At 71.6% G+C, this 17,672-nt stretch carries 16 protein-coding genes; 12 read left to right on the forward strand and 4 right to left on the reverse strand.

The genetic code is table 11. From position 1 onward, the window contains the following. Positions 1–9: 9 nt before the first annotated feature. From AC2IPW_RS04785 to purQ, 3 genes are all read left to right on the forward strand, one after another. Positions 10–2,391 (forward strand): response regulator, encoded by a 2,382-nt coding sequence (locus AC2IPW_RS04785; RefSeq protein ID WP_486376399.1) that lies wholly within the window; start codon positions 10–12, stop codon positions 2,389–2,391. Between the two features lie 114 nt (positions 2,392–2,505). Beyond that, positions 2,506–2,751, forward strand: coding sequence for a phosphoribosylformylglycinamidine synthase subunit PurS (gene purS, locus AC2IPW_RS04790; RefSeq protein WP_003936546.1), 246 nt, complete (start codon positions 2,506–2,508; stop codon positions 2,749–2,751). After that, positions 2,748–3,425, forward strand: a complete 678-nt coding sequence (gene purQ, locus AC2IPW_RS04795; RefSeq protein ID WP_486376400.1) for a phosphoribosylformylglycinamidine synthase subunit PurQ — start codon at positions 2,748–2,750, stop codon at positions 3,423–3,425. Before purS ends, purQ begins: the two co-directional genes overlap by 4 nt. On the opposite strand, the gene AC2IPW_RS04800 is transcribed toward purQ, so the two are convergent. From AC2IPW_RS04800 to AC2IPW_RS04810, 3 genes are read right to left on the reverse strand one after another with little or no spacing between them, the layout of a single operon-like run. Further along, positions 3,392–4,513, reverse strand: a complete 1,122-nt coding sequence (locus tag AC2IPW_RS04800; RefSeq protein ID WP_486376401.1) for a sensor histidine kinase — start codon at positions 4,511–4,513, stop codon at positions 3,392–3,394. The two genes, purQ and AC2IPW_RS04800, sit on opposite strands and share 34 nt — an antisense overlap. Continuing rightward, entirely contained in the window at positions 4,510–5,322 is an 813-nt protein-coding gene (locus AC2IPW_RS04805; protein ID WP_486376402.1) for a response regulator, read from the reverse strand. The genes AC2IPW_RS04800 and AC2IPW_RS04805 overlap by 4 nt, the downstream gene beginning before the upstream one ends. Then, entirely contained in the window at positions 5,319–5,558 is a 240-nt protein-coding gene (locus AC2IPW_RS04810; RefSeq protein ID WP_486376403.1) for an SHOCT domain-containing protein, read from the reverse strand. Before AC2IPW_RS04810 ends, AC2IPW_RS04805 begins: the two co-directional genes overlap by 4 nt. A 134-nt stretch (positions 5,559–5,692) precedes the next feature. On the opposite strand from AC2IPW_RS04810, the gene AC2IPW_RS04815 reads away from it, so the two are divergent. From AC2IPW_RS04815 to AC2IPW_RS04830, 4 genes are all read left to right on the forward strand, one after another. Beyond that, positions 5,693–6,313 carry a DUF305 domain-containing protein gene (locus tag AC2IPW_RS04815; RefSeq protein WP_486376404.1) on the forward strand — a complete coding sequence of 207 codons (621 nt, stop codon included), beginning with the start codon at positions 5,693–5,695 and terminating at the stop codon, positions 6,311–6,313. 107 nt (positions 6,314–6,420) lie between these two features. Then, a complete protein-coding gene (locus AC2IPW_RS04820) occupies positions 6,421–8,511 on the forward strand; it encodes a copper-translocating P-type ATPase (protein WP_450119598.1) in 2,091 nt (696 codons plus the stop codon). Positions 8,512–8,829: 318 nt separating this feature from the next. Further along, positions 8,830–9,195: a hypothetical protein gene (locus AC2IPW_RS04825; protein ID WP_289378198.1), complete on the forward strand. Its 366-nt coding sequence runs from the start codon at positions 8,830–8,832 to the stop codon at positions 9,193–9,195. Positions 9,196–9,255: 60 nt separating this feature from the next. Further along, on the forward strand, positions 9,256–9,606 hold the full coding sequence (locus AC2IPW_RS04830) for a VOC family protein (RefSeq protein ID WP_003936538.1): 351 nt from the start codon (positions 9,256–9,258) through the stop codon (positions 9,604–9,606). 25 nt (positions 9,607–9,631) lie between these two features. Here the strand turns inward: AC2IPW_RS04830 and AC2IPW_RS04835 are convergent, their stop codons facing one another. Then, positions 9,632–10,759, reverse strand: a complete 1,128-nt coding sequence (locus AC2IPW_RS04835; protein ID WP_416062794.1) for an ATP-binding protein — start codon at positions 10,757–10,759, stop codon at positions 9,632–9,634. A 90-nt stretch (positions 10,760–10,849) separates the two neighbouring features. Here AC2IPW_RS04835 and AC2IPW_RS04840 point away from each other — a divergent pair, with 90 nt between their 5' ends. The 5 genes from AC2IPW_RS04840 (at position 10,850) to AC2IPW_RS04860 (ending at position 17,669) form a co-directional block, all read left to right on the forward strand. Continuing rightward, on the forward strand, positions 10,850–12,148 hold the full coding sequence (locus AC2IPW_RS04840) for a M18 family aminopeptidase (RefSeq protein WP_486376405.1): 1,299 nt from the start codon (positions 10,850–10,852) through the stop codon (positions 12,146–12,148). A gap of 69 nt (positions 12,149–12,217) precedes the next feature. Beyond that, on the forward strand, positions 12,218–12,829 hold the full coding sequence (locus tag AC2IPW_RS04845; RefSeq protein WP_416062796.1) for a Uma2 family endonuclease: 612 nt from the start codon (positions 12,218–12,220) through the stop codon (positions 12,827–12,829). Positions 12,830–12,894: 65 nt separating this feature from the next. Further along, positions 12,895–15,213 (forward strand): phosphoribosylformylglycinamidine synthase subunit PurL, encoded by a 2,319-nt coding sequence (gene purL / locus AC2IPW_RS04850; protein WP_416062797.1) that lies wholly within the window; start codon positions 12,895–12,897, stop codon positions 15,211–15,213. 3 nt (positions 15,214–15,216) lie between these two features. After that, a complete protein-coding gene (locus AC2IPW_RS04855) occupies positions 15,217–16,989 on the forward strand; it encodes an alpha/beta hydrolase (RefSeq protein ID WP_416062798.1) in 1,773 nt (590 codons plus the stop codon). Then, positions 16,986–17,669 carry a CPBP family intramembrane glutamic endopeptidase gene (locus tag AC2IPW_RS04860; protein WP_003936532.1) on the forward strand — a complete coding sequence of 228 codons (684 nt, stop codon included), beginning with the start codon at positions 16,986–16,988 and terminating at the stop codon, positions 17,667–17,669. The genes AC2IPW_RS04855 and AC2IPW_RS04860 overlap by 4 nt, the downstream gene beginning before the upstream one ends. Positions 17,670–17,672: the final 3 nt, after the last annotated feature.

Below are 17,672 nucleotides of genomic sequence, written 5' to 3' on the forward strand. Positions count from 1 at the left end.
GGCAACGAGGTGGACGACGCAACTTCGGCCCGCACCCTGTTCCCGGGGCCGGATCCGACCGCGACCGCCCACCGCGATGCCGACTGGGCGGCGACCCAGCTGGGGCCGATCGACACCTGGCCACCCGAACTGACTGCGGCCGTGCGGACCGTCGTCCCGTCCCGGGTACCCATGCTGCTGTGCTGGGGGCCGGACCTCGTTCAGATCTTCAACGACGCCTTCCGGCCCCTCCTCGGCGAGAAGTTCCCCGCGGCGGTTGCCCAACCGGTCGCCGAGTGCTGGGCCGAGGTGTGGGACTCCCTCGCTCCCCTGTTCGCACAGGCTCGGCGCGGCCGGTCGACCCTCTCGGAGCGGATGGAACTGTCGATCCGTCGTTTCGGATACATCGAGGAGACCTACTGGACGTATTCCTACAGTCCGGTCCGCGCCGCCGACGGCACCGTCGCCGGGATCTTCGTCGCCACCACCGACGTCACCGAGCAGGTGCTCGCCGAGCGCCGGACCGCCGTCCTGCGCGAACTCGGCCAGCTCGCAATGACGGAGACGGACACCGCCCACGACGCCTGCCGGGCCGCCCTCGGCCTGCTCGCCGGCCACGGGGAGGATCTGCCGTTCGGCAGTGCCCACCTGTGCTGCGACGAGAAGATGGCGACGGTTGCCGAGTTCGGCACCGTTCCCGGCGCCGCGTCGGACCTGTCGGAGGTGATCGCCCGGGTCGCCGAGTCCGGCAAGGCCGAGACCGTCGCGGATCTCGGTCCCGACGGCGACACCGCGGTGGTCCTGCCGCTCCCGGTCTCCGCTGGTGGCCGGCCCGGCTCCCTCGTGCTCGGCATCAGCCGGTTCCGCGAGCTCAACGAGCAGTACCGGGTGTTCCTGGACATGGTCGCGGTGCGCGTGTCCACGGCCCTGTCCGATGCGCAGGCCTACGAGGCCGAACGCCGGCGAGCGGCCGAACTCGCCGAGCTCGACGCCGCCAAGAGCCGGTTCTTCGAGAATGTCAGCCACGAGTTCCGCACCCCGCTGACGCTGCTCCTCGGCCCGCTGCAGACCCTGCTCGACGAGCACACCGCCGCGTTGCCTCCCGCCCAGGTCGCCGCCGTGGCCGCGGCGCGACGGGCCGCCCTGCGTCTGCAGCGGCTCGTCGACATGCTCCTCGACGTCGCCCGGGGGGACGCCGGTCGGCTCGCCGCCCACAGCGAGCCCACCGACATCGTCGCGGTCACGCGCGACGGTGCCGAGCTGTTCCGGGACACGGCGGACCGCGCGGGGCTCGCGCTCGAGGTCGACGTCGACGATGTGCCGAGCCGGTACGTGGCCATCGACCGCGCGATGTGGACACACATCGTGCTGAACCTGTTGTCCAACGCGATCAAGTTCACCCAGGCGGGGTCGGTCTCGGTGACCCTGCGGGGTGACGGGGCGAACCTCGTGCTGCGTGTCGCCGACACGGGCACGGGCATCGCGGAGGCCGAGCGCGGCAGGATCTTCGACCGCTTCTACCAGGTCGGCGACCGGTCCGGCCGCAGCCGCGAAGGGTCGGGCATCGGGCTGTCCCTCGTCGCGCAGTTCGTCGCCGCACTGGGCGGTTCGGTCTCCGTCGACGACGTCGCTCCGCACGGGTCGGTGTTCACGGTGACGGTGCCCGCGGTGCCGAGTGCCCAGCCGCCGCCCGGTGCCGCGGACGACGTCGTCGCCTCGGCCGGCGCGGCGTACCTGGGGGAGGTCGAGGCGTGGCGGCCCGTCGCGGTGCCCGCGGCCGGACCGCGCGAGGGACAACCGTCCATCCTCCTCGTCGAGGACAACGCGGACATGCGTGACCATCTCGCCGGCCTGCTCACCGCCCAGGGCTGGCACGTCGACGTCACGGCCGACGCCGAGTCCGCGCTCGAGCGAATCCGGTCCGAGCTTCCCGACCTGCTCCTCACCGACGTCATGCTGCCGGGGCGGAGCGGGTTGTCGCTGCTGCAGGCCGTGCGCGACGACGAACGGCTGGCGCGGCTTCCGGTGATCCTGCTCACGGCCCGGGCCGGATCGGAGTCCGCCGTCGAGGGGCTGCGGGCCGGTGCCGACGACTACGTGGTCAAGCCGTTCCATCCCAGCGAGCTCACGGCGCGGGTCCGGGTGCACCTGGAGATGTCGCGGCTACGGGAGGAGTTGCTCGCCGCGAGTGCGCACGAGGCCGCCTCGCTCCGGATCGCTTTGGATACCCGGAGTGTCACGAGCCGCGCCGTCGGCCTGCTCATGGCCGCGCACCGGGTCGACGCGGACACCGCGTTCGCCCAGCTGTCGGCGATGTCCCAAGCGACGAACGTGAAGGTCCGTACCCTCGCGGCCGAGATCGTCGAGAACTTCACGGCGTCGCTCGCCGAGCAGCAGCCGCCGCGGCCGTGACGGCCCTGCCGGCGTGCGGCCCTGCCGATTCCGGGCCGCCCGGAGACGGCCGGTAAACTGCGGGACGTCCGGTGTCCGTCCCCGGGCGCCAGCACTACTACCGAGGAGCAGCACGTGGCTCGTGTCGTCGTCGAAGTCATGCCCAAGGCCGAGATTCTCGATCCGCAGGGCCAGGCCATTGTCGGGGCGCTGTCGCGACTGGGCTTCGCGGGCGTGTCCGACGTCCGTCAGGGAAAGCGCTTCGAGCTCGAGGTCGACGGCAGCGTCGGCGACGCCGAGGTCGAGAAGATCGCCGAGGCGCTGCTCGCCAACACGGTCATCGAGGACTGGACCGTGCGCCGGATCGACGGTGACGCATGAGTGCACGCGTCGGGGTCATCACCTTCCCGGGCACGCTCGACGACATCGATGCGGCCCGCGCCGTCGAACTCGCCGGCGGTGAGGCGGTCAGCCTCTGGCACGGCGACGCCGACCTGGGGGGAGTCGACGCGGTGATCGTGCCGGGTGGCTTCTCCTACGGCGACTACCTGCGCTGCGGCGCCATCGCGCGATTCGCCCCGGTCATGGGCAAGGTCGTCGAGGCCGCTCGGGGCGGTATGCCGGTGCTCGGCATCTGCAACGGCTTCCAGGTGCTGTGCGAGGCCGGTCTGCTGCCGGGTGCCCTCACCCGCAACGAGGGCCTGCACTTCATCTGCCGCGACCAGTGGCTGAGGGTGGAGTCGAACGACACCGCGTGGACCACCCGTTACGAGGCCGGTGCCGAGATCCTGGTGCCGCTCAAGTCGGGTGAGGGCCGGTTCCAGGCCTCGGAGAAGGTGCTGGACGAACTCGAGGGTGAGGGCCGCGTGGTGTTCCGCTACGCCGGCGACAACCCGAACGGCTCACAGCGCGGCATCGCGGGCATCTCGTCGGCGAACGGCCGCGTCGTCGGTCTGATGCCGCACCCCGAGCACGCCACCGAAGCGCTCACGGGCCCCAGCGACGACGGGCTCGGCATGTTCTACAGCGTTCTCGACGCGGTCGTCTCCGCCTGACCTCCGTTCGCAGGCAGGGTCAGGTCGAAGCGGGCACCCCGCCCCGGCCCGTCGCTCGCGGCCGTGAGATCGCCGCCGTGGGCGCGGGCGAGGCTGCGCGCGATGGTCAGACCCAGGCCGCTGCCGCCGGGGCTGCGGGCCGGATCGACCCGATGGAACCGTTCGAACACCGCGTCGAGCTGATCCGCGGGTATGCCGCCGCCCGTGTCGCGCACCCGCACCCGTACGGTCGCCCGGTCCGCTCGCTCGCCCGTGACGACCACCCGGCCCCCGGCCGGCGTGTGCCGTAGGGCGTTCTCGAGCAGGTTCGTCAGGATCTGTGCGACGCGCTGCGGATCGAACCGGACCGGCGGCAGCGACTCGGGCAGTTCCGCCTCGAGTCCGACCTGCTTGTCGGCGAACCGCGGGGCCGCGGCCGACACCGACGCCGCCACCGTCGCGGCGAGGTCGCCCTCCTCGGGGTGCAGGTCGAGTGCGTGCTCGTCCGCGGCGGAGAGATCGGACAGGTCCGACACGAGACGCCGCAACCGGTCGAGCTGATGGTGCATCACCTGCCACGAGGTGGCGTCGGCAGGCAGCACGTCGTCCTCGATGCCCTCCAGATAGGCCTCGAGCGTCGCGACGGGGGTGCGCAGTTCGTGGGCGAGGTCGTCGAGGAGCCGGCGGCGGGAGAGCTCGGTGGTGTACAGGCGGCCCGCCATGTCGGCGAAGGCATTCTCGAGCCGGGCGAAGTCCGCATCGCCGGACCGGGTGATCGGCGCGTCGTAGCGGCCGCGGGCGACGTGGCCCGTGGCCTCGACCAGCCGGCTCACCGGCGCGGTGATGCGGCGCATCAGGACGACGGACGTGATCGCCGCGGCCCCGAGCGCGACGGCCGCACCGGCGGCGAGCGCGACGGCCCCGGCCTGGGCGAACGCCTCCTCGGTGTGCAGGCGCACCTGCGCGTCCTCCACTCCCGCGTGAGCGAGGTGGTAGTGGAACAGCGGGGCCGCCACCAGCGTCGCGACCACGGTGAGCGTCGCCGCCCCGACGAACAGCACGAGCAACTGCGCGATCAGCAGCCGCCCCCGCAGTCCCAGCCGGTTCACCCCGTGGCCTCCATCGCGTATCCGACCCCGCGCACCGTACGGACGAATCGGGGGGCGGCGGCGTCGTCACCGAGCTTGCGGCGCAGCGCCCGGATGTGGACGTCGACGATGTGCTCGTCGCCGAACCAGTTCGGGCCCCACACCTCGTCGATGATCTGCCGCCGCGACAGCGCCGCCGACGGTCGGTCCGAAAGTGCCAGCAGCACATCGAATTCCGTACGCGTCAGTGCGACGGGTGCGTCGTCGACCGAGACGGTGCGCGACACCGGATCGACGACGAGCCCGCCGATGCGCCGCGGTGCCTCCGCCGCGGTGCCGCTCCGGGGACGGCGCAGCATGGCCCGTACTCGGGCGACGAGTTCCCTCGGCCCGAAAGGCTTCACGACGTAGTCGTCGGCGCCGACCGACAAGCCGATCACCTTGTCCACCTCGTCGCCCCGGGCGGTGAGCATGAGCACGTACGCGTCGGAGAACGTCCGCAGTTGCCGGCACACCTCGATCCCGTCGAAACCCGGGAGCATCAGGTCGAGCACCACGAGCACCGGATCCGTTCGCCGGGCGAGCGCGACGGCCGTCGGCCCGTCGTGGGCGAGTGCGACCTCGAAGCCCTCCCGTTCGAGGTAGCTGGCCACCACCTTCGCCAGGGCTGCTTCGTCGTCGACTACGAGGATGCGCGGACCGGAGGTGTGCACGCGGCCAGGGTACCCAGCGCTCACCGCCGCCCGTCCCTGGTCGCGGGCCGGATGGGCTACCCGCCGGCCGTGCCCGGCGATCGAGGAACTGCCTCGCGTGCCGAGCCGGCCGGTCATCGCCGCGTCCGTCGCGGTGATCGCGCGTCCAGTTCGTCGCGCAACGCTCGGTAGGTCTTGAGGTCGATCTCGCCGGAGGCGAGGCGCCGATCGAGGATCCGGCGGGCGTCGTCGCCGGGATCCGGTGGTGCCGCCGCCCGGACCACCGCCCATACCACCACCGCGGCGAGCACCAGCCAGAACAGACCCATCGCGAGGGCCGCGGCCCAGCCCGCGCCGCCGTACCAACCCATCATCGCGCACCTCCTGTGACGAGTGTGCGCGCCGCCGCATGTAGGCGGGCCTCGCGGCCGATGAAGTTTCGATGAAGGACCGGCCGGGTCGGGGCTGCGGCGCCGGACCCGGCCGGTGCGGCGAGTACGTTCGAATCATGTTGTGGAACAAGAGAGTAGTAGCGGCAGCGGCGGCGGTGCCGCTGGCCCTGGTGATCGCGGCATGTGGCAGCGACGAGCCGCAGCAACAGGCGGGGACGTCGGCTCCGGGCACGTCCCAGACCTCGGCTCCGGCCGCGCAGGCGCAGTTCACCGATGCGGACGTCGAGTTCCTGCAGGAGATGTATCCCCACCACGCGCAAGCCGTGCAGATGGCCCAGGCGGTGCCCGAGCGCAGCGAGGATCCGCAACTGATCGACCTCGCCGCCCGTATCGAGGCCGCCCAGGCTCCCGAGATGGAGCAGATGGAGTCGCTGCTCGCCGAATGGGGGCAGGAGGCGCCGGACGAGGACGGAATGGGGCACGGCGGCATGGGGATGCCTGGCGGCATGCCGGGAATGATGTCCGACGACGAGTGGGACTCCATGATGGGGGCCCGCGGCATGGACTTCGACCGCATGTGGCTGACCATGATGATCGTCCACCACGAGGGTGCGATCGAGATGTCGCAGACCGAACTGGCCGAGGGCGTGAACCCGGAGGCGCGGCAGCTCGCCGAGTCGATCATCGCGGCTCAGCAGGCGGAGATCGACGAGATGCGCGCCATGCTCGAGCGGTAGTCCCGTCACCGTGACCGAATCGTGACCACCCCACCCCTTTCATTGATACCCCCAGGGGGTATCAATGAAAGGGCCCACGGAATCGGAAACGGATCGAGGCGAAAGCCATGACACAGCTCGCACACCACGGACACGCGGCCCACACCGCGCCACCCGGAGGGCAGGACACCGGTCGCGTCCGGGACCGGCACGCCGGCCACGGGCCGCACGGTGAGGTCTTCCGGCGCAGATTCTGGGTGAGCCTGGTCCTCGCGGTTCCGATCGTGGTCTTCAGCGCCATGTTCGCCGATCTGCTCGGCTACACGCTGCCCGACGCCGCGTGGGTCGGATGGGTCTCGCCCGCCCTGGGCACGGTCGTCTTCGTCTACGGCGGCAGTCCCTTCCTCGTCGGAGGGTGGCACGAGCTGCGCGATCGCCGGCCCGGAATGATGCTGCTCATCGCCATGGCCGTCAGCGTCGCGTTCGCCGCCTCCTGGGTGACCACCCTCGGACTGGGCGGATTCGACCTCGACTTCTGGTGGGAACTGGCGCTGCTGATCGTGATCATGCTGCTCGGGCACTGGCTAGAGATGCGGGCGCTGGGCTCGGCGTCGCGCGCACTCGACGCCCTGGCCGCGATGCTGCCCGACACCGCCGAGAAGGTGACCGCGGACGGCGTGGTGCCGGTCCCGCTCGGCGACCTCGCCGTCGGCGACGTCGCACTCGTGCGGGCCGGTGCGCGCGTCCCGGCCGACGGCAGGGTCGTCGACGGCCGTGCCGAAGTGGACGAGTCGATGATCACCGGCGAGTCCCGCGCCGTGCCCCGCGCCGTCGGCGACACCGTCGTCGCCGGCACCATCGCCACCGACAGCGCGCTGCGCGTACGCGTCACCGCGGTGGGGGAGGACACCGCCCTCGCCGGCATCCAGCGCATGGTCGCCGACGCACAGGCTTCGTCCTCGCGAGCCCAGGCGCTCGCGGACCGGGCCGCCGCCTTCCTCTTCTACTTCGCCACCGTCGCCGGCGTCCTCACCTTTGCCGTGTGGACGCTGCTCGGCAACGTCGACGAGGCCGTCGTCCGTACCGTCACGGTCCTGGTCATCGCGTGCCCGCACGCGCTGGGCCTGGCCATCCCGCTCGTCATCGCCATCTCGACCGAGCGCGCCGCCCGCGCCGGCGTACTCGTCAAGGACCGGCTGTCGCTCGAGCGGATGCGCGGCGTAGACGTCGTCCTGTTCGACAAGACCGGGACCCTCACCCAGGGTCGGCACGTCGTCACCGACGTCGTCGCCACCGCCGGCACCACCGAGGACGACCTGCTGGCGTTGGCCGCCGCCGTCGAATCCGACAGCGAGCACCCCGTCGCCCGCGCCGTCGTTGCCGCCGCCGGCGGTCGGGCCACGTTGCCGGCGAAGGACTTCCGCTCCCTGCCCGGACGCGGGGTGCGAGCGGTGGTGGACGGCGCGACCGTGTTCGTCGGCGGTCCGGCCGTCCTCGCGGACCTGCGGGCGCACGTTCCTGCCGACGTCGAGGCCGCGACCGGACCCTGGGTCGCACGCGGGGCGTCGGTGCTGCACGTCGTGCGCGACGGCGCGGTGCTCGGAGCCGTCGCGCTCGAGGACGCGGTACGCGAGGAGTCGCGGCAGGCGATCGACGCCCTGCACGCCCGCGGAGTGAAGGTCGCCATGATCACCGGGGATGCGCTCCAGGTGGCCGACGCCGTCGCCGCCGACCTCGGTATCGACGAGGTGTTCGCGAACGTGCTACCCGAACACAAGGACGCGAAGGTCGCCGAGCTGCAGGCCCGCGGGCACCGCGTCGCGATGGTCGGCGACGGCGTCAACGACGCGCCGGCGCTGGCACGGGCCGACGTCGGCATCGCCATCGGCGCCGGCACCGACGTCGCCGTCGAGTCGGCCGGGGTGGTCCTGGCCGCCGACGACCCGCGCGCCGTGCTGTCGGTCATCGCCCTGTCGCAGGCGAGCTTCCGCAAGATGTGGCAGAACCTGGTCTGGGCCACCGGGTACAACATCGTCGCGGTGCCTCTCGCGGCCGGTGTGCTGGCCTTCGCCGGGGTGGTGCTGCCGCCGGCGGTCGCCGCGGTGCTCATGTCGGTGTCCACGATCGTCGTGGCGCTGAACGCGCAGTTGCTGCGCCGGTTGGACCTGGATCCGGCGAAGGTCGCAGCCGGGAGTCGACCCGATCGTCGTCCGACGTGACGAGAGAACATGACGAGAAAAGGACCCCGTCGCCGTCCCGATCGGCGGCGGGGTCCCTTCTTCTCCGATCCGGAGCGGCCCCCAACCGGCTCCGGCGGGCACTGCCGAATCCCCCGATCGGCCGTGCCGGGCACCACTATGCCGCATGTCGCGGTCGTTGTCTCGAGTAGCATTACGCATCTTTGCCGGGGCCGTCCCGGCCACCGCTCGGCCGGGCGGAACCTGCCCTCAGCCCAGCGGTTCGCCGCGAATTCCGCCTTTCCCGGGTACGGGAGCGCCGCGGCGTGTCACGCTCGAACCATGAAGACCCGGACTGCTGTGGTGGCGGCGGTCGCCGCCCTTTTCCTCCTCACCTCCTGCGGATCCGACGACGAGACGTCGGCGCCCGCGAGCACCACCCGCCCGGCCGGCAGCGTCGCCTCCAGCGTCGTCGAACGTGCCGTCGACGCGGCGAAGCTGGGGACGTTCGTCGCGACGTTCCGGACGGGATACCCGAACCTGGCCGACGGCAGGGACGATGCCTCCATCGAGGCGATCGTCACCGAGACCTGTCCCTTGATCGACGACGGTGCGAGCGACGAGGAGATCCGCGACAACGTCGCCGAACTGTCCGCCAACGGCGAGGTCACCCCCACCGATCAGCAGGTGGACCGCATCACCCAACTCGTTCGCGCCGCCTGCTGACGGCGACCCCGGTGCCGTTGCGGCACAACCTTGTCGGGCCCGTCCGCTACCGTCCCGGCCATGACACTGAGCATCGGCATGATCACCGTCGACAGCGCCGACCCCGGTCCGCTCGCCACGTGGTGGGCCGAACAGACCGGCGGCCGGATCGAACAGGACAACGAGGGCTGGTTCTTCGTCGTCGGAATGCCCGGCACTGCACAGAAACTCGGGTTCCAGAAGGTTCCGGATCCGACACCGGGCAAGAACCGGATCCACCTGGACCTGGTCGCGCCCGACCTCGACACCGAGGTGAGCCGGCTGGTCGAGGCGGGCGCGAGCGAGGTACACCGCCAGGACATGGGCGGGTTCCGGTGGGTCACGCTCACCGACCCGGACGGCAACCAGTTCTGCGTGGCGAGCAACTCCTGAGGTTCTCCGGTAGAGCGGTGGCGTGTCACCTTTCTCGTGGCGGCACGACCATCGAGGCGGCATGCTCGCGCAGGTACTCGCGCAGGTAGGGCATGGTGAAGTCGAGCCGGCCGTAGCCGGCGGGTTCGACGAGTTCGGCGTTGATCAACCGGAGCCGGTACTGGCTGGCGTAGGTGCCGTTCACGCCGAGGCGTCGCGCGACGTCGCCGATCCGGCTGGGACCGTCGTCGACCGCCATGGCGACGAGGAAGCTGCGGTCGATCTGCGACAGATCGGCCAGGCTCGGCTCGAGCACGAGCGAGCCGATCCGCCGGCGGGCCGCCGCGATGCCGTCGGCGACGTCCTCGGCGGTGATGCGTTCCCGGTCCGGATGGCGGCGCCACACGTTGTGGCCCACCAACTGGATCAGGAAGGGGTATCCGCCGGTGGCGGCCGCGGCCGTGCGGCACTGCTCGTCCCCGATCGAGCGTCCCGACTCCTCGACGGGGACGCGGATCGCCTCGGCGACGTCGTCGAGGGACACGGGGCCGAGGACGTGCCGGTCGGCGCGGCGCAGGAACGTGACGACGTCGTCGCTCAGCAGGTCGCTCACCGCGGCCGGGAGCCCGGCGCCGACGAACGCCAGCTCCCGCTCCTCCCGGAACGCGTGCTGGACGACGGCACCGAGCTCGCGCAGGTCGCCACTGCGCCGGCGGTGCATCTCGTCCACGCTGATCAGCAGCCCGGTGCCGTGGTCGGCCAGGATGCCGGTCAGCTCCTCGAGCTGCCGGCGTAAGCCGGCCTCGGGCCGATCGTCCGCGACGTCGGTCCAGCTCACCGAGACCCCGGCGACGGACCCGCCGGACAGCCGGCGCCGGGCCGGTGGGTCGCGGTGCTCGTGCAGCAGCAGGGGCAGATGCTCGCGGGTGAGCCGGTCGACGAGCCCGGGGGTGGCGGTCTCGGAGATCACCAGCCAGCCCCGGCGGCGGGCCTGCTCCTCGGCCTGGTTGAGCATCACCGTCTTCCCGACTCCGCGTGCGCCGGTGTAGAGGGTCGCGCGTCCGGGCGCGCCCGGACCGTCGTCGAGGGAGGCGCCGAAGTCCTCCACCAGGTCGCCGCGCCCGACGAGCAGGGGCGGCGTCACCCCGAACGACGGTCTGAACGGGTTCCGCACCGGGCCAGCCTAGCTGGAGTTTTAGCTCCTTTTAGTTCTTTTGGTGCTTTTAGCGGTGTATAGCGGTGCGGGCGGTGCGAGGATGCACCCATGCCTACGACCACCCCCGCCGACGCCCAGGGCCTGTGCAACTTCGTGGATCTGTCGCCGTCGCCGTTCCACGTGTGCGCCACCGTCGCCGCCGCTCTCACCGACGCCGGCTTCACACAGCTCACCGAGACCGAGGTGTGGCCGAACGAGCCTGGCCGCTACTACCTGCTGCGGGGCGGTTCGCTGATCGCGTGGAGCACCGAAGGCGCCGACGGCGACCCCGCCCGCCCGTTCCGGATCGTCGGCGGCCACACCGACAGCCCCAACCTGCGGGTCAAGCAGCACCCGGATCTCGCCTCGGCGGGCTGGCAGCTGGTCGGCCTCGAACCGTACGGGGGAGCCTGGCTGAACTCGTGGCTGGACCGCGATCTCGGCATCTCCGGCCGGCTCACCGTGCGGACCGGCAGCGGGGCCGAGGACGTCCTCGTGCGCGTCGACCGGCCGATCCTGCGGGTCCCGCAACTCGCCATCCACCTGTCGGAGGACCGCAAGGGCGTACAACTGGATCCGCAGCGCCACGTCAATGCCGTGTGGGGAGTGGGCACCGCGCCGCGGTCCTTCCTCGCCTTCCTCGCGGAGGCCGTCGAGGTCGAGGCCGATGCGATCCTGGGCTGGGAGCTGATGACCCACGATCTCACCCCGTCCACCCTGATCGGGGCGGATGCGGACCTGCTCAGCGCGCCGCGCCTGGACAACCAGGGCACGTGCTACGCCGGGACCGCGGCGCTGCTCGCGGCCGTCGGGCACGTCGCCGAGAACGGTGGTCCGGTGCCGTTGCTCGCGCTGTTCGACCACGAGGAGGTCGGCAGCATGTCCGACCGTGGGGCGTTCTCCGACCTGCTGAACACCGTGCTCGAACGGGTCGTGCTGGCCCGCGGCGGCGGCCGCGAGGACTACCTCCGGACGATGGCCGGCTCGGTGGTGGCCTCCGGCGACATGGCTCATGCCACCCACCCGAACTACCCCGACCGCCACGAGCCTGCCCACCGCATCGCGGTGAACGGCGGCCCCGTGCTCAAGGTCAACCAGAACCTGCGCTACGCCACCGACGCCGCCGGTGCCGCTGCCTTCGCGCTCGCCTGCGAGCAGGCCGGAGTGCCGTTGCAGCGCTACGTGCATCGCGCCGACCTGCCGTGCGGTTCGACGATCGGCCCCATCACCGCCTCCCGGACCGGACTGACGACCGTCGACGTCGGGGCCCCGCAGCTCGCAATGCACTCGGCGCGCGAACTGATGGGAACGAAGGACGTCACCGCATACGCCCGCGCGCTCGAGGCGTTCCTCACTCCGCCCAACTGACCGGCACGGTGCGGCATCCGGTGCCAGACTGAGGGGACAACACGCCCGAGCGCGAACGGTGGTGATCCTGTGACCGGCCCGTCGTTCCCCGACCATCTGCTGACCCTCGCCGAATGGGCGGAACTGCCCGAGTACGAACAGTTCCACGTCGAGGTCTGCGAGGGGGTCCTGTCGGCGTCGCCGCGGCCCGGGTACCTGCACCAGCACGTCGCGTTCGGACTGGTCGCCCAGCTCGCCGATCAGCTGCCGAAGGAACTCGCCGTACTCGGCGACGTGGAGGTGCTGCTCACCGAGACCCCGCTGACGGTGCGCTGCCCGGACGGCATCGTCGTCGACCGGACGCTGGTGGACGACGATCCGGACCGTGCGACGGCGGCCGACGTCCGGCTGGTGGTGGAGGTCATGGCCGAGGGCACCGTCCGCACCGATCGGGTCACCAAGTTCTCCGAGTACGCCGAGGCCCGTATCCCCGTGTACTGGATGATCGACCTCGTCGAGCCCGCGACGCTCGGGGTGTTCGTGCTCGACGACGGGTGGTACCGCTACGACGGGGAGTACACGGGGAAGGTGACGCTCCAGGCCGCGGGGCACCGGGTGAGCGTGGACCTCGACGCCTTGACGGCGGTGCGGCCGCCGCAGCGGTCCGCACCGGTGGACGGCGCCGGGCGTGCGCCCGGATAGACTGGCCGCGGCAGCGCGCGCCCGGCCTGCCGTTTCGATCCCAGAGTGAAGGGACCCGACGCCCAGTGTCACCGCAGGTGGATACCGTCACCCACGCCGCCGAAACCCCCGAAGTCGCCCAGCCCTTCCGCGAGCTGGGACTGAAGGACGACGAATACGCCCGCATCCGGGAGATCCTGGGCCGTCGTCCCACGGATGCCGAGCTGGCCATGTACTCGGTGATGTGGTCCGAGCACTGCTCCTACAAGTCCTCCAAGGTGCACCTGCGGTACTTCGGGGAGACCACCACCGACGAGATGCGGGCCTCGATGCTCGCGGGCATCGGTGAGAACGCCGGCGTCGTCGACATCGGCGACGGCTGGGCGGTCACCTTCAAGGTCGAGTCCCACAACCATCCGTCCTACGTCGAGCCGTACCAGGGCGCCGCGACGGGTGTCGGCGGCATCGTCCGCGACATCATGGCGATGGGCGCGCGTCCGATCGCGGTCATGGACCAGCTGCGCTTCGGCGCCGCGGACGCGCCCGACACCCGGCGCGTCGTCGACGGCGTGGTCCGCGGTATCGGTGGTTACGGCAACTCCCTCGGCCTGCCCAACGTCGGCGGCGAAACCGTCTTCGACGCCTCCTATGCCGGCAACCCGCTCGTCAATGCGCTGTGTGCCGGAGCGATGCGCAAGGAGGACCTGCACCTGGCGTTCGCGTCCGGCACGGGCAACAAGATCATCCTGTTCGGCGCGCGCACGGGCCTCGACGGCATCGGCGGCGTGTCCGTCCTGGCGTCGGAGACCTTCGAGGGTGACGAATCCGGTTCCGGACACGAAGCCGAAGGCGAAGCTGGCCCCTCGAAGTCCCGGAAGAAGCTGCCGGCGGTGCAGGTGGGGGATCCGTTCACCGAGAAGGTGCTCATCGAGTGCTGCCTCGACCTCTACCGCGAGAAGCTCGTCGTCGGCATCCAGGACCTCGGCGGCGCCGGCCTCGCCTGCGCGACCTCCGAGCTGGCCGCCGCCGGCGACGGCGGCATGCACGTCGCGCTCGAGCGGGTCCCGATGCGCGCGACCGGCATGACCCCCGCCGAGGTGCTCTCGAGCGAGTCCCAGGAGCGCATGTGCGCCGTCGTCGCGCCCGAGAACGTCGACGAGTTCATGGCTGTGTGCAAGAAGTGGGACGTGCTGGCCACCGTCATCGGCGAGGTCACCGACGGGGACCGGCTCGAGATCACCTGGCACGGTGAGACCGTCGTCGACGTGCCGCCGCGCACCGTCGCGCACGAGGGCCCGGTGTACCACCGCCCGGTGCAGCGCCCGGACTCGCAGGACGCGCTCGTCGCGGACACCACCGCGGGGCTGAAGCGGCCGCAGACGCCCGACGAGCTGAAGTCGACCCTGCTGAAGATGATCGGCTCGCCGCAGCTGTGCAGCCGCAAGTGGATCACCGAGCAGTACGACCGCTACGTGCGGGGCAACACGGTGCTCGCCGAGCACGCGGACGCGGGCGTGATCCGCGTCGACGAGCAGACCGGCCGCGGGATCGCGCTGGCCACCGACGCCTCGGGCCGATACACCCAGCTCGACCCGTACGCCGGGGCGCAGCTCGCCCTCGCCGAGGCCTACCGCAACGTCGCCGTCACCGGTGCCACCCCGAAGGCCGTGTCCAACTGCCTGAACTTCGGTTCGCCCGAGGATCCGGGTGTGATGTGGCAGTTCCAGCAGGCCGTGCGCGGTCTCGCGGACGGGTGCGCCCAGCTCGGCATTCCCGTCACCGGCGGCAACGTCAGCTTCTACAACCAGACCGGGGCCACCCCGATCCTGCCGACCCCGGTCGTCGCCGTGCTCGGCGTGATCGACGACGTGCACCGGCGCATCCCCACCGGTCTCGGCCTCGAGCCGGGCGAGACGCTCATCCTGCTGGGGGAGACCCGCGACGAGTTCGACGGTTCGATCTGGGCGCAGGTCGAGCACGATCACCTCGGTGGCGTGCCGCCGAAGGTCGACCTCGAGCGGGAGCGGCTGCTCGCCGAGATCCTCACTGCTGCCTCGCGCGACGGCCTGGTCTCCGCCGCCCACGACCTGTCCGAGGGTGGTCTCGCGCAGGCGGTCGTCGAGGCCGCGCTGGCCGGCGAGACCGGCTGCCGGATCCTGCTGCCGGAGGACGCGGATCCGTTCGTGACCCTGTTCTCCGAGTCCGCAGGCCGGGTGCTGGTGGCGGTGCCGCGCACCGAGGAGACCCGCTTCACCGGCATGTGCACGGCGCGCAACATGCCGTGGGTACGGATCGGGGTCGTCGACGAGGGCTCCGACTCCGTCGAGGTGCAGGGTCTGTTCTCGGTCCCGACGGCCGAACTGCGCGAGGTCTACGAGGGCACACTTCCGGCACTGTTCGGGTGAGCGATGGTCGGTTCCCAGGTCGATCGGCTGGCGTCGATAGAGGCCCGGCAGGGCCGGATCATCGACGCGGTCACCGAATTCGGTGACCGTCACCCCCACACCGCCCAGGTGTGGGGGGCGCTGAGCCTGGATTTCACCGGCATAGCCTTCGCGGGCCTGTTCTTCTGCTGGTCGCTGACTCCGTCGCTGCTGCCTCGGGACTGGTTGTTCCAGGGCCTCATCGGCGGCATCAACGTCGCCATCGGCTACGGGGTGGGATGTGCCGTCGGCTGGGTCGGCGGCCGGCTGCTGGCGAGGCGGCCGTGGTGGCCGCCGCCGTTGCCCGTGCTGCGGGCGATCAAGGTGGCGGTGCCGGTCGCCGCCGTGCTCGCGTCGCTGGTGGCGCTCGTGTTCGCGTCGCGGCAGCAACGTCAGCTGGCCGCGCTGATGAACGCCGAGGGCACCACGACCAGCGGGTATCTGCGGACCCTGCTGCTCGCCGCCGCCGTCGCGCTCACCCTGATCGCCACCTGGCGCGGACTGCGTGAACTCGCGGGGATCGTCGCGTGGCAGCTGGTGCGGCGCCTGCGCATGCCGCCCGGGGCGGCGCGCTCGCTCGGGGCGCTGCTGGTGGTGCTGGTGGTGTTCATGCTCATCGACGGCGTGCTGGCCCGGGGCGCCTACGCGGGGCTCAACTGGGTGTTCGGCATCCAGAACGACGAGACCCGGCCGGGAGTCACGCAGCCGCTCGTGCCTGAGAAGTCCGGGAGCCCCGAGTCGTTCGCGGCGTGGGACACGCTCGGCTACCAGGGGCGCGACTTCGTCGGCCGAGGTCTCGACGCCGCCGAGCTGACCGCGATCAACGGTGCCCCGGCCCGGGAACCGATCCGGGTCTACTCCGGATTCGAGACCGCCGACACCCCCGAGGCGCGTGCCGACGTCGTGATCGACGAGCTCGAACGCACCGACGCGTTCGACCGCGAGGTGCTCGTGATCATCCCGACCACCGGAACGGGGTGGGTCAATCCGACTGCGGCGATGATGATGGAACTCGTCCACAACGGCGACGTCGCCCTCGTCGCGTGGCAGTACTCGTACATGCCGAGCTGGATCTCCTTCCTCGCCGATCGTGAGAAGGCCGCGGCCGCGGGCGACATGCTGATCGACCGGGTCTACAACCGGTGGCTCGCCCAGTCCGCCGAGCATCGGCCGAAGCTGTACGTGTACGGGGAGAGCCTCGGAACTCAGTCGGGGGAGGGCGCTTTCGACACGGTCGCCGCGATCCGTGACACCGTCGACGGCGTCCTGTGGGTCGGCCCGCCCAACTCGAACCGCCTGTGGCGCCAGCTCGTCGACCGCCGCGATCCGGGCACGACCGAGGTCGAACCGGTGTACGCGGACGGCCTGGTGGTGCGCTTCGCCGACGACCGCGAGTCGATCGGGGAACCCGACACCCCGTGGCTGTTCCCCCGGATCCTGTACCTGCAGCACGCGTCCGATCCGGTGGTGTGGTGGTCCCCGGACCTGATCTTCAGCCGGCCGGACTGGCTGTCCGAACCGCCCGGCCCCGACCGGCTTCCGCAGATGCGCTGGTTCCCGTTCGTGACCTTCTGGCAGGTCTCGGCGGACCTGACCAACGCCGCCGGGGTGCCCGACGGGCACGGTCACAACTACGGCACCACGGTGCTCGACGGCTGGATCGCGGTCACTGCGCCCGCCGGCTGGACCGAAGCCGACACCGAGCGGGTGCGGTTCGCGCTGACCGTCATCGACGATCTGCAGGGACCGGAGAAGTGAGCCGGCCGGGACGGATTCACCGCCGGCCGTGGCTCGGCCCGGCGGTCGCCGCGGCGGTCGTGGGCTGGGGCGCGGTGCTTCCGGCCACCCGGCTCGGGCCGCGCGGGCGCGCCGTGCTGTCGGCGACCGTCGGCACGGCCGCGGTGTTCGCGGCCCGGGCCGCGGGCGTCGAGCGGGGGATGCTGGGACTGGATCCGCGGCATCTCGTGTCCGGCGCGCGGTGGGGTCTGGCCGCCGCCGCCGTCCCGCTGGCCGCCTACGGAGTCATGCTCGCCGTCCCGTCGCTGCGGGTCCGGCTCGTCGACGAAGCCCGCGCCGAACGCGAGGACTTCTACGAATGGGTGGGGCTGCACATTCCGTTCGGCACCGTCGCCGCCGAGGAACTGCTGTTCCGCAGCGTCCTCGCGGCGCTGCTCGGTCCGGGCACGGCCGCGTCCGGTCTGCACGCGGCGGCGTTCGGGCTGTGGCATGTGCAGCCCGCGCGGGACGCCGGTCACCACGTGCTCGGCACCGTGCTCGTCACCGGACTCTCGGCGATGGTCTTCGACCGGCTGCGCCGCCACAGCGGCAGCGTCCTCGCACCCGCCCTGCTGCACCTGGCGCTCAACGTCGGCGGGGCCGTGGCGGTGCGGCTGGCGGGGCTGCCCTCCGAAGAGGACGACGCCGCCCGGCGTAGCTAGGCT

It is taken from the genome of Rhodococcus sp. NS-SX18, assembly GCF_057367935.1.

Coding starts and splice junctions, on each gene's coding strand:
- AC2IPW_RS04805 (WP_486376402.1), bottom strand. CDS start 5,322: ATGACCGGCCGGCTCGGCACGCGAGGCAGTTCCTCGATCGCCGGGCAC.
- AC2IPW_RS04855 (WP_416062798.1), top strand. CDS start 15,217: ATGGTCGGTTCCCAGGTCGATCGGCTGGCGTCGATAGAGGCCCGGCAG.
- AC2IPW_RS04840 (WP_486376405.1), top strand. CDS start 10,850: ATGCCTACGACCACCCCCGCCGACGCCCAGGGCCTGTGCAACTTCGTG.
- AC2IPW_RS04830 (WP_003936538.1), top strand. CDS start 9,256: ATGACACTGAGCATCGGCATGATCACCGTCGACAGCGCCGACCCCGGT.
- AC2IPW_RS04820 (WP_450119598.1), top strand. CDS start 6,421: ATGACACAGCTCGCACACCACGGACACGCGGCCCACACCGCGCCACCC.
- AC2IPW_RS04810 (WP_486376403.1), bottom strand. CDS start 5,558: ATGATGGGTTGGTACGGCGGCGCGGGCTGGGCCGCGGCCCTCGCGATG.
- purQ (WP_486376400.1), top strand. CDS start 2,748: ATGAGTGCACGCGTCGGGGTCATCACCTTCCCGGGCACGCTCGACGAC.
- AC2IPW_RS04815 (WP_486376404.1), top strand. CDS start 5,693: ATGTTGTGGAACAAGAGAGTAGTAGCGGCAGCGGCGGCGGTGCCGCTG.